Raw genomic sequence first — 13,686 nt, 5'->3', positions numbered from 1 at the left:
GTTCAGGTTCAGGTTCAGGTTCAGGTTCAGGTTCAGGTTCAGGTTCAGGTTCAGGTTCAGGTTCAGGTTCAGGTTCAGGTTCAGGTTCAGGTTCAACGCTAACCGTTTCTTGCTGAACTGCAAGCTGATTTTCTGTACTTAAATCTTGTACTGGTTGACGCACTTCAGGTACTGCAATCTGTGTAACAGGTGTTGCACTTACAGTGACTTCATTTAAGCTCATCGGTCTAAACGCTAATAAACGCAACACCGTCATTTCAAAGCCTTGCTCTTGCGTCACTGCAAGTTGCAACTCAGTTCGACCTTTACAGGCAATTTGATAATACAACTGCAAATCTTGAGCAGAAATGAGTTTCGACAGTTGCAGAATCTTCTGGTTGATTTCTTCACTATATTTCAGTGCAAGATCAGGCAAGTATTGCAACAATGCCAGTTCATGCAAGATAGAAACCAATTGATCCAAAACCAAAGACACGTCTAAAGCTTGCTGTCTAAATTGTAGAAGTAACTGACTTACCCGTGCTTGCTGATTTTGATGAATTGCCAAAATCAAATCATAAATAATGGTTCGGTCAATCAAACCGAGCATATCTTTAACATCTTGATGATGGACTGCACCCTGACCATAGGCGATTGCTTGGTCTGTTAAAGACAATGCATCACGTAATGAACCTTGTGCAGATTCTGCAATTTGCCAAATCGCATCTTGATCGGCTTCGATATGCTCTTTATTTAAAATTGCTGTCAAATGCTCTGTAATTTCATCAACAGCCAAAGGACGTAAGGTAAATTGCAAACAGCGCGAGATGACAGTAATAGGCAGTTTTTGTGGATCTGTCGTTGCAAAGAGGAACTTCACATGCTCAGGTGGTTCTTCGAGTGTTTTGAGCAAGGCATTGAATGAATGCGTTGAAAGCATATGCACTTCATCGATCAGATAAACTTTGAAGCGACCCTGCGTTGGCGCATAAGGCACATTGTCGAGTAACTCGCGGGTATCCTCAACCTTGGTTCGTGATGCCGCATCGATTTCAATTAAATCAATAAAACGACCTTCATTTACGGCCTTACAGGTTGTACAGACTTCACACGGCGTTGAAGTCACGCCTGTCTCGCAGTTCAAACATTTGGCTAAAATACGGGCAATCGTGGTTTTACCGACACCACGCGTTCCAGTAAACAAGTAGGCATGATGCAAACGCCCACGTTCTAATGCGCTGGTTAAAGCACGAGAAACGTGGTTTTGCCCCACTAACTCATTGAAATTACGTGGACGGTATTTTCTTGCCAGTACTTGATACATGAATGCTCCTTTTTGCATCTTAAGCATACTGTTTTTTTGAAAGTCTGTGAATGAATCCGCTTCTAATTGATCAAGATTAAATACATTGCTGCACTTTTAATGGCTATTTCCGAGCTTTTCATCACATTCAGACAACACTTGCACCAATATTCAACTCAAGGGAGAATACGCACTAATTTATGTGTTGTTGGTTTTATTTCCCATGTCTCAATCTTTAACGGTACTCGGCGGCATTAGCGCAGAACAATTTCTTAGTGAATATTGGCAGAAAAAGCCGTTGCTGGTCCGTAATGCAATGCCTGAAATTATCGGCTTATTAGAACCAACAGATGTACAGGAACTGGCATTGGAAGAGGATGTCACTGCCCGCTTGATCCGTCAAAAGAATAAAAATCCAAATGAGTGGCATGTGAAATCATCGCCTTTAACCAAAGGTGATTTCCAAAAGCTGCCGAATCTTTGGACACTTTTGGTTCAAGCAGTTGACCATTATTCATTTGATATTTCAGAACTTTGGAAAAAGTTTCCATTTATCCCTCAATGGCGCCGCGACGACATCATGGTGTCTTACGCACCTAAAGGCGGCTCTGTTGGTAAGCACTTCGATTTTTATGATGTGTTCTTGGTGCAAGGCCATGGACATCGCCGTTGGCAATTGGGGCAAATGTGCGATGAATCAACTGAATTTTTGCCAGATCAACCGCTGAAGCTCTTAGCTGAATTAGATATTCAATTTGATGAAGTCCTTGCACCAGGTGATTTGCTCTATGTACCACCAGGCCTTGCGCATTATGGTGTGGCTGAAGATGATTGCTTAACCTACTCTTTTGGCTTCCGCATGCCAAACCTCTCAGAAATGATTGATCAAGTTAGTGATAAATTTGCAGAAAATACTTTACTTAAAAATCCATTGATCGATATTGCGCGCCAGCAAACAGCACATCTAGGGGAAATTAACAGTACTGAGTTCTCATATTTAAAGGCTCAATTACTTGATTACCTCACTCAGGCACCTGAATTTGATGCAGCGATCATGGCCTATATGAGCGAAGCAAGCTATCCAAACAACATTCCAGAACCTGAAGAGGTTGATGCTAATGATGTTGCCGAGATTATTGGTGCGGATTATCAAATTATTCTAGAACCTGCCTCTCGTTTGCTTTACAGAAAACAAGATGAGTCTCTTGAGTTTTGGGCAAATGGCGATACCGTTTGCGTATCAGAAACGTTTATTCCATTTTTGAAGCAAATTGCAGATGGTGAAAGCCTCTTGCTGGGTGACCGATTTAATCAAGTTGAGATTCTAGAAGATATCACAACGCTGCTTAATACCGCCGTTGTGATGTTATTACCGCCAAACGAAAACTAGAACATTCATTTCTCTGTGGATAGAGATTAATCTCTATCCACATTTACCTAAACTCCAGATCAAAAAATAAAACCCTACTTTTTATAATGATTACATTTTAATGCTTGAATAAGAATTTTTTTTTAATAGACTAAAGCCAAGTCATTATAAAAATATTTGATAGAAATCACTTTGATACAACAGCAAGGAGTACCACTTGTGTTTAAAAAAATATTATGTTTTTCCTTTCTCGCATCCTCTTTCATTCTACAAACCAGCCAAGCCTGCACCCGTGCAGTCTATTTGGGCAATAATGACCATATCATTACCGCCCGATCCATGGATTGGAAGGTTGATGTCGGCACTAATCTTTGGATTTTACCAAGTGGTGTACTTCGAGACAGCAATGCGGGGCCAAAATCTCTAAAATGGAAAGCCAAATACGGCAGTGTGATTGCCACAGGTTATGATATTTCAACGACTGATGGTATGAATGAAGCAGGATTGGTTGCCAATGTATTATGGTTGGTTGAATCTCAATATCCAGACACAAAACAATCTAAAAAACCACAACTCAGTATTTCTGCTTGGGCGCAATATGTGCTCGACAATTATGCAAGCGTTGCAGAAGCTGTCAGTGCCTTAGAAAAAGAACCTTTTGATTTGATTACTGATAGTGTGCCAGGCGAACAACGCCTCGCGACATTGCATTTATCTATTTCTGACAAAACCGGTGATAGCGCCATTATCGAATATATTGGGGGCAAGCAAGTCATTCATCACAATAAAAAATATCAAGTCATGACTAACTCGCCAATATTTGATCAACAACTGGCACTCAACACTTACTGGCAACAAATTGGCGGAACAGTCATGTTACCAGGAACCAATCGTGCTGCTGACCGATTTGCACGCGCCTCTTTTTATATCAATGCGATTCCCAAAAATGACAATCCTAAAGATGCCTTGGCTTCTGTTTTTAGTGTGATTCGTAATGCATCCGTTCCTTATGGCCTCAATACAGCGGAAGAACCAAACATTTCATCTACACGCTGGCGAACTGTTGCAGACCACAAACAACAACTTTATTTCTTTGAATCTGCAGTTTCCCCCAATGTATTTTGGGTAGATTTAAAGAAAATTAACTTTAGAGATGGTTTAACGCGTAAACTTGATCTTGGCAAAGATCAACAAAATACTTTTGCTGGTGATGCAACCGATCAATTTAAGATATCAAAACCATTTGAATTTCTTGGTCCACAACTACATCATTAACACTGAAATATTGAGTACATCCTAGAGAGTTAAAAAGAAGAAAAAAACTTTAAGTTTACTGAGCCTTTGTATTGTGATGAGTGGCTGCGCGACCTTACCTGACTCTTCTGCCAACTCAACAGACAATCTCGCAACCGCAGGCTCTTTGAACTGCAAAGCCAATGAACTTTGCCCGAATGTTTTTGTTGAATGGGATAAACAACACAAAGAGCAATTAAGAGTCGAGACTGTACTCAACAGTAGCTATGATTATTATGATATCAAAAGCCTCACTTTCTTAATCGATGATAAGACTTTTACTTATCAGCCAGTTGGTCCAACACAGCAAAAAGACATCAATCGACTCATTCCAAGACGCTCATCGAATAGCTTCATTCTGCCAAGTACATTCCTTTACGAGCTGAAAAAAGCAAAAAATGTCGAACTTTCGATCGAAACAGATAAAGGCAACATCAAACGTTCAGTCTATACCTCAAGCCAGCAATCGATGCTTTACCATAATTTTATAAAGCTAATTGCAACACTACCATTGCAACAAAACAAATCTTAAAATAGAAATTATACGATGAAAGTCAGTTATTTATTTTAACTATAACTAACTGGCTTTTATATTATGTATTTATTCAAAATAGAGTCCTGAGCAAGCATTAAAAGTAGAACCGTTGTTTAAATATACACAAATCTACAAACAAGAATAAATCTCAACATAACTCTCATAATTAAATCTAAACACCTCATAAAACCAGTTATCCTTTGAAAACAATTAGATGAATAATCACGAATCAAATAAATTTAAGTTATTCTAATCTTTTATCGTATTTTAAGATTTTATTAATAGTTATTTTCTATAGATATAAACATTATTTTCAAACCCTGTACTTGAAAATACGGACAAAAGAATCATTTAAATGAATAATGTTATTTTTTCCTATGATATTTTCAAAATACCATGTAAAATCCCTGCCAAAATTGCATGATGAAATGCAACATGATGCTCTTGGCGATGGGCGAACTAGAGGCGTTGTATGTCAAAAAAAGAAGATATTATTACCACTGCATTAAGACTTTTTAATTCGCATAGCTATAACTCGATCGGTGTAGATCGAATCATTAGTGAATCGGGCGTTGCAAAAATGACTTTCTACAAATACTTCCCTTCAAAGGAAAAGTTAATTGAAGAATGCTTAGTGCAACGTAACATTAATCTCCAAACTTCTTTAAATGCAACTTTGGCAGAATGTGATCCAGATGATCATCTTGACCAACTTAAAGCAATCTTTGGATGGTATGCGGCCTGGTTTAACAGCGAAGATTTTAATGGCTGTATGTTTCAGAAAGCTTTAGAAGAAGTGATTAAAATTTATCCTTCTACTTTGCAACCTGCTACCCAATACAAAATTTGGTTAACAGCTTTAATTGAAAACTTGTTGAAAAGTTTGGATATTCGTAACCCGACTCATCTTGCAACATTGATTGTCAGCATTTTAGATGGCATGACCATTCAAGCCCATGTCAACAAACATGCGGTTGAAATGGATGAATACTGGAAGCGCGTAGAGCATTTGATCAGTTTTGAAAAAGCTTTGGCATAAATACGAAATATCCCTTTATTTATAAAGGGATATCTTTTTATAAAAAGTGTTTGAAAAATCAGGTATCATTGCATAAAAAAATAAAGCGTGATTTATAGTTATTATTGTGGCTCACGCTTGCGTCTGAGTGTAAAAAGAATAATAAATATTATTACCCTCTGGCGGTTGCACTTTCGCACTTCCGATCCTTCTTATGCAGACAGATCGTTCTGTCTTGTTTCTCATTATATATGTTTTTTTGTAAAGCACAATCTTTTTTTTAGTTTTTTATATTCATTAATTATATTAACCACTTAATTTTATTATTTAGTATTTTTAAAAAATAAATCAAACGATATCGAATCATAATGACTTTAAACTGGATATAAATCTCTCAAAATCACAATAATGCGAAATTAATCACAGATATCCCACAAATAACCGATTATTCCACAGTATAACACCCATTTATCACTTTTACTGATATACATTTTCATAAAAAACCATTGCAATTATTCAGTTTTACTACAATTTTTTCATTGCGTGACTTTATACTAGCCTCGGCTGTAACCTAGAGAGTATATGCATGCAAAAGGATTTCGAGATCGACGCCATGAGAGAGTCTGCTGGTACAATTGTGACTGTACTGAAATCTCTGGCAAATACTGATCGTTTAATTATTTTGTGTCATTTGGCTAAACAAGAACTTAATGTTTCACAAATTGAAGAATTGACCCAAATCTTCCAACCTACGCTTTCACAGCAATTGATGATGTTAAGAAAAAGTAATGTTGTTTCTACCCGTCGCGATGGCAAACAAATTTTTTACTCAATTTTAGATCCGAAGTTGCAAGTGGTTTTGAACACGCTGTATGAGCATTACTGCCCTCACACATAATTCTCAAAAAAATTCAATCGTATCCTCTTTAGCATTTTTTCTGCATAATATATATAAATTTATGATTTAGACTATTGCGCATGAAATTGCTAAACCTATACCTATCTAAACTTTTTCCTGCGCGAAAATGGTTAAATCATTATCAGCTTTCCAGCCTAAAGTCTGATCTGATTGCAGCCTGCATTGTATTGGCTATGTTGGTACCACAAGGTATGGCTTATGCCATGCTGGCAGGGCTTCCGCCAATTATGGGGATATACGCCAGTATATTGCCCATGATTGTCTATGCCTTTACAGGAAGTAGTACCACCCTTTCCATTGGTCCTGTCGCCATTATTTCGATGATGGTATTTACAGCGCTCGACCCGCTATTCGCTGCTGGATCAACTGCCTATATCGAAGCTGCTTACTTATTAGCGCTACTTGTTGGAATCATTTCTCTACTTTTAGGTTTATTGCGTTTCGGTTTTCTTATTCAGCTAATTAGTCATCCTGTTATTCAAAGTTTTATCATTGCTTCTGCGTTACTGATCGCCTTAGGACAATTTAAGTTTTTATTGGATATTCCGTTGCAAGCAGGCAATATTCCTGAGTTTTTACTGAGCTTATCTCAAAACTTGAACCAAGTTACTTTGACTGGCATAAGCTTTGGGCTAATTTCTGTTTTACTCCTGTTTATGCTTCCGAAACTGATTCGATCCAGTTTTCTGAACAAAATATTACCTTTATTACTGGTTTTGCTCTCTATCGCAGTCATCACCTTTATTGGAAACGATGATCAGGCAATCAAAACTGTTGGTGTCATTCCAACAGGCCTACCTAATTTTCATTTCCCAACTTGGAACACTGAGTTGATTCTTCAACTGCTACCAAGCGCATTTATGATTGCAATGATTAGCTTTGTAGAATCACTGGCCATTGCGCAAGCCACAGCACTACAAAAACGCGATGACTTAGACAGTAACCAAGAACTGATTGCTTTAGGCTTAGCCAATATTGCTGCGGGATTTAATTCCGGTTTTGCAGTTTCTGGCAGCCTATCCCGTACTGTTGTCAATGCTGATGCAGGGGCAAAAACCCCGATGTCTGGTGTTATTTCATCTTTATTGATGATTGCAGTCAGCCTTTACTTTACAGGCTTCTTTCAAAACCTGCCTCTCGCTGTATTAGCTGCCACAATTTTTGTCTCTATCTGGAAGTTGGTGACCCTAACTCCATTTCTTGAAACATGGAAATATTCAAAAGCTGACGGACTGGCAATGTGGGTTACCTTCTTTGGTGTGACCTGTATAGATATTTCAACTGGACTGATCATTGGTATTGTACTGACCTTTATTCTACTGCTTTGGCGTATCAGCCGCCCTCATATTGCTGTCATTGGTTTAATTGAAGGAACTCAACACTTTAGAAATATCTCAAATTACAATGTCATTACATCACCAGCTGTGGCTTCTTTCCGTGTTGATGAAAACCTCAACTTTTTAAATGCGCATGTTCTGAAAGGTCATGTGATTACAGAGGTTAGCCAGAATTCGCTGTTGCAACATGTTGTGATCAATTGCTCAAGCATTAGCAATATCGATCTCAGTGCATTAGAAATGTTAGAAGACCTAAATCGAGAATTGGCTCAGTTGACTATTCAATTGCATCTATCCGAAGTGAAGAGCCCTGTTATGGAGCGACTATGTAAATCCCAACTAAAAAATGAGCTTACAGGTCAAATATTTTTATCACATTATCAAGCAATACAAACACTTTCGCCTGAAATGCTTGTAGAATGAACAGCTTTTATTGGATTTTTTTTATACAAAAGGATGTGTCATGTTTTCATAATTTTTTTTAAAAAACATTGTGTTAATTTTTTCGGTATTTTTAAAGTAATTGAATTGCAAAAAAAATTTTATTATTCACGGTTCTTAGGTATAGAATACCGCGCTTGTTTAACCTTAAACCGTGCATAGGTTTATAAGGCCTTTATATGTTTAATGTACTGTCTCGCTTGAGCTTAGTTAGCAAAATTATTATCGCTATTTTTCTAGGGATTGGCGTCGCTCTGCTCTTTCCTAACTTTACACCCTACTTAAGCTTATTGGGTGAATTATTCATTAAAGCATTAAAGTCTGTTGCACCGATTTTAGTTTTTGTTTTAGTTCTATCCTCAATTGCAAATTTCCAGATCGGTCAAAGTTCAAATATTAGACCCGTGCTTGTTTTATATGTAGTCGGGATGTTGCTTGCCGCATTCAGTGCGGTAACAGCAAGCGTATTGTTCCCTAGCCAGCTGTTCTTACATCTACCAGCAGAAAGTGGCTTGCAACCACCAGGTAGCCTTGCAGAGATTTTAAAGAACTTACTTTTAAGTTTTATTGCAAACCCTGTTCAAGCAATTAGTGAAGCCAACTTTATTGGTATCTTGGCTTGGGCAATTGGTTTGGGTCTAGCTTTACGCCATAGCTCTGACACGACTAAACAGGTTTTGACTGATGTGGCTGGTGCAGTCAATAAAATCATTCATACAGTCATTGGTTTTGCTCCAGTCGGTATTTTTGGTTTAGTTGCTGTGACATTTGCAGATGCAGGACTGGCAACACTGACCAGTTATGCACATCTATTGGCAGTATTAGTTGGCACAATGCTATTTGTTGCACTCGTGATTAATCCAATCTTGGTTGCAATCACTATGAAGACCAATCCATATCCATTAGTGTTCACTTGCCTAAAAGAAAGTGGCATCACCGCCTTCTTTACTCGTAGTTCAGCTGCCAATATTCCAGTAAACCTAGATCTGGCGCAACGTTTGGGTGTGAATGAAGCAACCGCTAGTGTTTCTATTCCATTAGGTGCAACCATTAACATGGCAGGTGCCGCGGTCACAATTACCGTATTGACACTCGCTGCTGTACACACGCTTGATATTCCTGTTGACTTGAGCACCATGATTATTTTATCTGTGGTTGCAACGGTTTCAGCTTGCGGTGCCTCAGGTGTTGCGGGTGGATCTTTATTGTTAATTCCTGTTGCTTGTAGTTTGTTTGGTATATCATCTGAGGTTGCAATGCAAATCGTTGCAATTGGTATGATTATCAGCGTATTGCAAGATTCAACAGAAACTGCACTAAACTCTTCGACTGACGTCCTGTTTACCGCTGCTGTTGATTTTAGAGACCATCCAAGATCATAGGTTATTATGCCACTTCAACGTTTACCCAACTGGATTCAACTCGGTGCTTTCTTACTGGCACTGAATGCAGGAATGGTAAACGTTTTGGGCTTATTTACAGTCCTCCATCAATCTGTTTCGCACATGACAGGCAATGTCAGTATGTTAGCAATGAGTTTGCTCGACTGGCAGCCTGAGCATTTTCTCTACCTCAGCCTTGTCATAATTTGCTTTGTTATTGGTTCATTTTATAGCGGCTTAATACTTGGCAATGGTAGCGTTGCATTTGGTCGACGTTATGGGCTTCCACTTAGTTTAGTTGCGATCTTTTTATTTCTCACTTGGTTATTATTACCTTATTTCCCACGCTATGGCTTATTATGGGCTTGTGTTGCGATGGGTGTACAAAATGCAATGGTGAGCCATTATAAAGGTGCGATTATCCGTACAACGCATTTATCTGGCGTCCTGACTGATATCGGTTTAGCACTAGGTTATAAAGCGCGCGGATTAAAAGTAGAAAAACGCCGTATTTTTCTGCACCTCTTAATCTTTATTGGTTTTTTATGTGGTGGACTCATTGCGAGTCTGCTTTATCCATATTTAAACTTACAGACCTTTCTCATTCCAGCGGCGTTAAGCTTAGCGATGAGTATGGCCTATTGGATTTTCTATTTTCGTTCTTCATCAGACTCAAATTTGGATTGAATTATGGTTAAAAATGCATTGCAAGCTCAATTGTTAAAAGCGGGTTTGGTTGATAATAAGAAAGCAAAAAAATTAACTAAACAAGCACAACATGGGCAACGTACTGGACAAAATGATGATGCAGCATTAAAAGCTGAAATTGATCGTGCTAAGCAAGAAAAGTTAGCCAAAGATCAAGCATTAAACTTAGAAAAGCAGAACATCTTAGAAGAAAAAGCCTTAAAAGCTTCGATCATCCAAATGATTAAGCATCACAAAGTCAAAGAAATTGAAGGTGATGTAACTTATCAATTTATTGATGAAGCTAAGATCAAAAAAGTCTATCTTTCACAGCAAGTGTATAATGCCCTTGTTTCAGGTTCGCTTGTTATTGCCAAAGATCAAGATAGCTATGCTTATTTACCTAAAGCGCTTGCGGAAAAAATTGATCAAAAAATGCAAGGTTTTATCTTGATAAATAACAATACTGAGCAAAATGATCAAACCACAGATGAAGAAGATCCATACGCAGCATACGTTATTCCAGATGATCTGATGTGGTAAATTACCTCAGGCTTATGTAAGAATGCCTTTACAAATCGTATGTAAACTGTGATCAAACTCATATAAAAACCTATTACACCTTACAATTCCTGTTCAAAGAATTTATAAGGTGTTTTGGGTTTGGATTATTTAAATTATATGCGTAGCGAGTTAAGCCATTATCCATGGTTAGAGACTGCGCTTGCATTAGCAGTTTTGATTTTGTTTGCAGCACTTGCTAATTTTATTGCTAAAAGAATTATTGTCCGTGGTATCCGCCATCTAATTACAAAATTTAAATCCCCAAACCAAGCAATCTTTGCACAGCATAGTGTTACTCGTCGTTTTGCCAATATTGTTCCTGCACTTGTGATTATGAATGGCATTGCGACTGTTCCACATTTGCCAGAAAAGTTCATTAGCTTCGTACAAATGGGGGCACAAGCTTTTATCTTCCTGACACTTGCACTCACCGTCAGTGAAGCACTCAATATCTTTAATTTAGTTTATCAACGCAACCCTAAATCCAGAAACAAACCTATTAAGGGCTATCTGCAACTTGTTAAACTAATCTTATTTGTTGTTTGTGGCCTCATGATTTTAGGCACCTTCTTGAAAAAAGATGTGTTCACCTTACTGGCTGGCTTTGGTGCGATGGCAGCAGTGTTAATGTTGGTGTTCCAAAATACCATTCTTTCCTTGGTTGCCAGTGTTCAAATTGCTTCTTATGACATGGTTCGTATTGGTGACTGGATTGAAATGCCATCTTTAAATGCAGACGGCGATGTCATTGATATGTCATTACATACAGTGACCGTACAGAACTTTGATAAGACTTTTACCACAATTCCGACCAATAAACTGGTGACAGATACTTTTAGAAACTGGCGTGGTATGAGCGAATCAGGCTGCCGTCGCATTAAACGCTCACTGTTCCTAGATCAAAGTAGTGTTCACTTCATGTCTGATGCAGAGCAACAAAAGCTCAAAGACTTCTTGTTACTTGATCAGTATCTGGATGCTAAGAAATCTGAAATTGAAGAGTTCAATAATCATTTGAGTAATCAGTCTCAGTATAATCAACGTCGTTTAACCAATCTTGGGACATTCCGTGCTTATGTTGAGTTTTACTTACGTCAGCATCAAGGGATTGCCCAAAACCAAACTATTTTGGTACGTCAAATGCAACCAACCAGTGAAGGCTTACCATTAGAAATCTATGCATTTACCAATACCATTGCATGGGCTTCGTATGAAGCAATTCAGTCTGATATTTTTGATCACCTGATTGCCATTATTCCTGAGTTTGGTTTAAGAATTTATCAAGCACCATCTGGTCACGATTTTCAGGTACTCTCTACTGAACAAACAGATAAAGCCTAATCTAGCTCAATAAAAAAGCACCGTCAGGTGCTTTTTTATTGATTGACCTCAAAGTACTTCCTGCACCCTTGCATCCACGCCTCTGATACTGGCGGCTCTTCTGGGTTCTCTGAATTTGCTAATTCACAATCTGCTGGATTGTTTAATCCATTATCTCTAGGAAAAGAATAACCATAATAGCCATCACTATTCTTCTGATAGCCACCCGTTTTTTTATAATCCCAGTATAAGTAACTGACAAAAGCCAATGTCATCCCTAGCATGACAATGAACAATTCTTTTAAACTCATTCATTGCTCTAAATTTATTTTTTCAACATTATAAACAAATTTATTAAACATTTTGGGATAAGTTTCTGTTTCTAGTAAAAGAAAATGGCGAGCAAATTTCAATCTTTTTTAAATTGAAGCACAGAATTTTATGACGCATAAAAAAAGCCCCAATCAAATTTGGAGCTTTTTTTTCTGATCTTTAAAAGTCAGTCCCACTCTAGCTGAAACTGAATATTGGTATTGGTAAAATTAGGATTTAAGAAAACTCTGTAACCAGCTTCCTTTAATTCCGTCACAACAATATCCGCGTCTTCGCTACTGACTTCATGTTTTGAAAATTGTTGTAAGGCATCTCGATCACCATCACTGGCTCTTAATTTAATCGTACTGGAAATTTTTGAGAGAATTTTATCTACTGTTAACTTTTTAACATTTGCATTAGAAATTGCAGTCGCTCGTGATGCAGGTAACAAAACTTCTTCGTTCACCGTATTCCGCCTGTAATATCAGAATAAGAAAAAAATTATAATATGTTCTATTTCCAGTTTTTCAAGTCCATGAACCCAACTAAACGACAGATTTTGGCGCGCAAATACAAGAATAACAATTTTATGAGGTAAATAAGCAAATGGAAGTACTTTGACTAGCCTACTGACTTCTGATGAGCGGTTTCATCTGTACATTTTTCTGAGGTGGAATAACCATCTGAACGCGTTTATTCGAGCTACCACGAGCTTCAATATCACCTATGGTCAAATTATATCTTAGCGTTTCACCTGCAATACTTGAGCCATCCATGATAATGGATGCATTACCTTTTAATACAATTTCAGTTGCTGAGGTGTTGTACTCAACACGGTTGGCCTTCCCATAAACCACTCCCTTTTCTTCACTCACTTTTTGCTGAAATCTGACAGGACTTCCCGTCAGCGTAAGTTGATAAGGTTGGCCATTTTTCAGAGTTCCTATGGCTTTAGCCGCTTGGATATCAATCGTACCTTGTTTAATTTGGATATTGGAAGCCGAAAAGGTACTTTGATTTGGGCTATAAAGCGTATCCGCAGCTTCAATATAAATTGACTGCTGAAAGTCAGACTCAAGGGCATAAACATATGTACTACACATCAAAATTGATGTAATCGAAACGATTTTCTTCATCATGATATTATTTTAGATTAATGCATTTATAGACGGCTGATCTTAGCACAAGATGAGATTAATTCTTATTTGAAATAATTAAATGAGC

The 13,686-nt window shown here is 37.9% G+C and carries 14 protein-coding genes; 10 read left to right on the top strand and 4 right to left on the bottom strand.

From position 1 onward, the window contains the following. Positions 1-1,303 (bottom strand): DNA polymerase III subunit gamma/tau (dnaX, locus tag F896_RS11055; RefSeq protein WP_016163481.1); only part of this gene is annotated, 1,303 nt, incomplete at its 3' end. Between the two features lie 202 nt (positions 1,304-1,505). Here dnaX and F896_RS11060 point away from each other — a divergent pair. The 10 genes from F896_RS11060 to F896_RS11105 all read left to right on the top strand — a co-directional run bounded on the left by F896_RS11060 (position 1,506) and on the right by F896_RS11105 (position 12,168). Then, positions 1,506-2,672, top strand: a complete 1,167-nt coding sequence (locus F896_RS11060) for a cupin domain-containing protein (RefSeq protein WP_016163480.1) — start codon at positions 1,506-1,508, stop codon at positions 2,670-2,672. A gap of 198 nt (positions 2,673-2,870) precedes the next feature. Beyond that, positions 2,871-3,926, top strand: coding sequence for a linear amide C-N hydrolase (locus F896_RS11065; RefSeq protein WP_016163479.1), 1,056 nt, complete (start codon positions 2,871-2,873; stop codon positions 3,924-3,926). A gap of 76 nt (positions 3,927-4,002) precedes the next feature. Beyond that, entirely contained in the window at positions 4,003-4,476 is a 474-nt protein-coding gene (locus tag F896_RS11070) for a hypothetical protein (RefSeq protein WP_016163478.1), read from the top strand. Between the two features lie 475 nt (positions 4,477-4,951). Continuing rightward, positions 4,952-5,518 carry a TetR/AcrR family transcriptional regulator gene (locus F896_RS11075; RefSeq protein ID WP_016163477.1) on the top strand — a complete coding sequence of 189 codons (567 nt, stop codon included), beginning with the start codon at positions 4,952-4,954 and terminating at the stop codon, positions 5,516-5,518. A 565-nt stretch (positions 5,519-6,083) separates the two neighbouring features. After that, the gene (locus F896_RS11080) at positions 6,084-6,395 is read left to right on the top strand and encodes an ArsR/SmtB family transcription factor (protein ID WP_016163476.1); all 312 of its coding nucleotides are present in this window, start codon (positions 6,084-6,086) and stop codon (positions 6,393-6,395) included. A gap of 80 nt (positions 6,396-6,475) precedes the next feature. Further along, a complete protein-coding gene (locus tag F896_RS11085; protein WP_016163475.1) occupies positions 6,476-8,176 on the top strand; it encodes a SulP family inorganic anion transporter in 1,701 nt (566 codons plus the stop codon). A gap of 197 nt (positions 8,177-8,373) precedes the next feature. Further along, positions 8,374-9,576 (top strand): serine/threonine transporter SstT, encoded by a 1,203-nt coding sequence (gene sstT / locus F896_RS11090; RefSeq protein ID WP_016163474.1) that lies wholly within the window; start codon positions 8,374-8,376, stop codon positions 9,574-9,576. Positions 9,577-9,582: 6 nt separating this feature from the next. Then, the gene (locus tag F896_RS11095) at positions 9,583-10,263 is read left to right on the top strand and encodes a YoaK family protein (protein ID WP_016163473.1); all 681 of its coding nucleotides are present in this window, start codon (positions 9,583-9,585) and stop codon (positions 10,261-10,263) included. 3 nt (positions 10,264-10,266) lie between these two features. After that, positions 10,267-10,806 carry a DUF2058 domain-containing protein gene (locus F896_RS11100; RefSeq protein ID WP_016163472.1) on the top strand — a complete coding sequence of 180 codons (540 nt, stop codon included), beginning with the start codon at positions 10,267-10,269 and terminating at the stop codon, positions 10,804-10,806. 120 nt (positions 10,807-10,926) lie between these two features. Beyond that, positions 10,927-12,168 (top strand): mechanosensitive ion channel family protein, encoded by a 1,242-nt coding sequence (locus tag F896_RS11105; protein ID WP_016163471.1) that lies wholly within the window; start codon positions 10,927-10,929, stop codon positions 12,166-12,168. A gap of 35 nt (positions 12,169-12,203) precedes the next feature. Here F896_RS11105 and F896_RS11110 read toward each other — a convergent pair whose 3' ends face one another. The 3 genes from F896_RS11110 to lptA form a co-directional block, all read right to left on the bottom strand. Then, positions 12,204-12,458, bottom strand: coding sequence for a hypothetical protein (locus F896_RS11110; RefSeq protein ID WP_016163470.1), 255 nt, complete (start codon positions 12,456-12,458; stop codon positions 12,204-12,206). A gap of 188 nt (positions 12,459-12,646) precedes the next feature. Then, positions 12,647-12,928, bottom strand: a complete 282-nt coding sequence (locus tag F896_RS11115; RefSeq protein ID WP_004653154.1) for a hypothetical protein — start codon at positions 12,926-12,928, stop codon at positions 12,647-12,649. A gap of 160 nt (positions 12,929-13,088) precedes the next feature. Beyond that, a complete protein-coding gene (lptA, locus tag F896_RS11120) occupies positions 13,089-13,601 on the bottom strand; it encodes a lipopolysaccharide transport periplasmic protein LptA (RefSeq protein WP_016163469.1) in 513 nt (170 codons plus the stop codon). Between the last annotated feature and the right edge of the window lie 85 nt (positions 13,602-13,686).

The organism is Acinetobacter genomosp. 15BJ (genome assembly GCF_000400715.1).
Classification (GTDB): Bacteria; Pseudomonadota; Gammaproteobacteria; order Pseudomonadales; family Moraxellaceae; genus Acinetobacter.
This window is presented reverse-complemented; position numbering and strand designations above follow the sequence as displayed.

Coding starts and splice junctions, on each gene's coding strand:
- F896_RS11060 (WP_016163480.1), top strand. CDS start 1,506: ATGTCTCAATCTTTAACGGTACTCGGCGGCATTAGCGCAGAACAATTT.
- F896_RS11070 (WP_016163478.1), top strand. CDS start 4,003: ATGAGTGGCTGCGCGACCTTACCTGACTCTTCTGCCAACTCAACAGAC.
- F896_RS11075 (WP_016163477.1), top strand. CDS start 4,952: ATGTCAAAAAAAGAAGATATTATTACCACTGCATTAAGACTTTTTAAT.
- F896_RS11080 (WP_016163476.1), top strand. CDS start 6,084: ATGCAAAAGGATTTCGAGATCGACGCCATGAGAGAGTCTGCTGGTACA.
- F896_RS11085 (WP_016163475.1), top strand. CDS start 6,476: ATGAAATTGCTAAACCTATACCTATCTAAACTTTTTCCTGCGCGAAAA.
- sstT (WP_016163474.1), top strand. CDS start 8,374: ATGTTTAATGTACTGTCTCGCTTGAGCTTAGTTAGCAAAATTATTATC.
- F896_RS11095 (WP_016163473.1), top strand. CDS start 9,583: ATGCCACTTCAACGTTTACCCAACTGGATTCAACTCGGTGCTTTCTTA.
- F896_RS11100 (WP_016163472.1), top strand. CDS start 10,267: ATGGTTAAAAATGCATTGCAAGCTCAATTGTTAAAAGCGGGTTTGGTT.
- F896_RS11110 (WP_016163470.1), bottom strand. CDS start 12,458: ATGAGTTTAAAAGAATTGTTCATTGTCATGCTAGGGATGACATTGGCT.
- lptA (WP_016163469.1), bottom strand. CDS start 13,601: ATGATGAAGAAAATCGTTTCGATTACATCAATTTTGATGTGTAGTACA.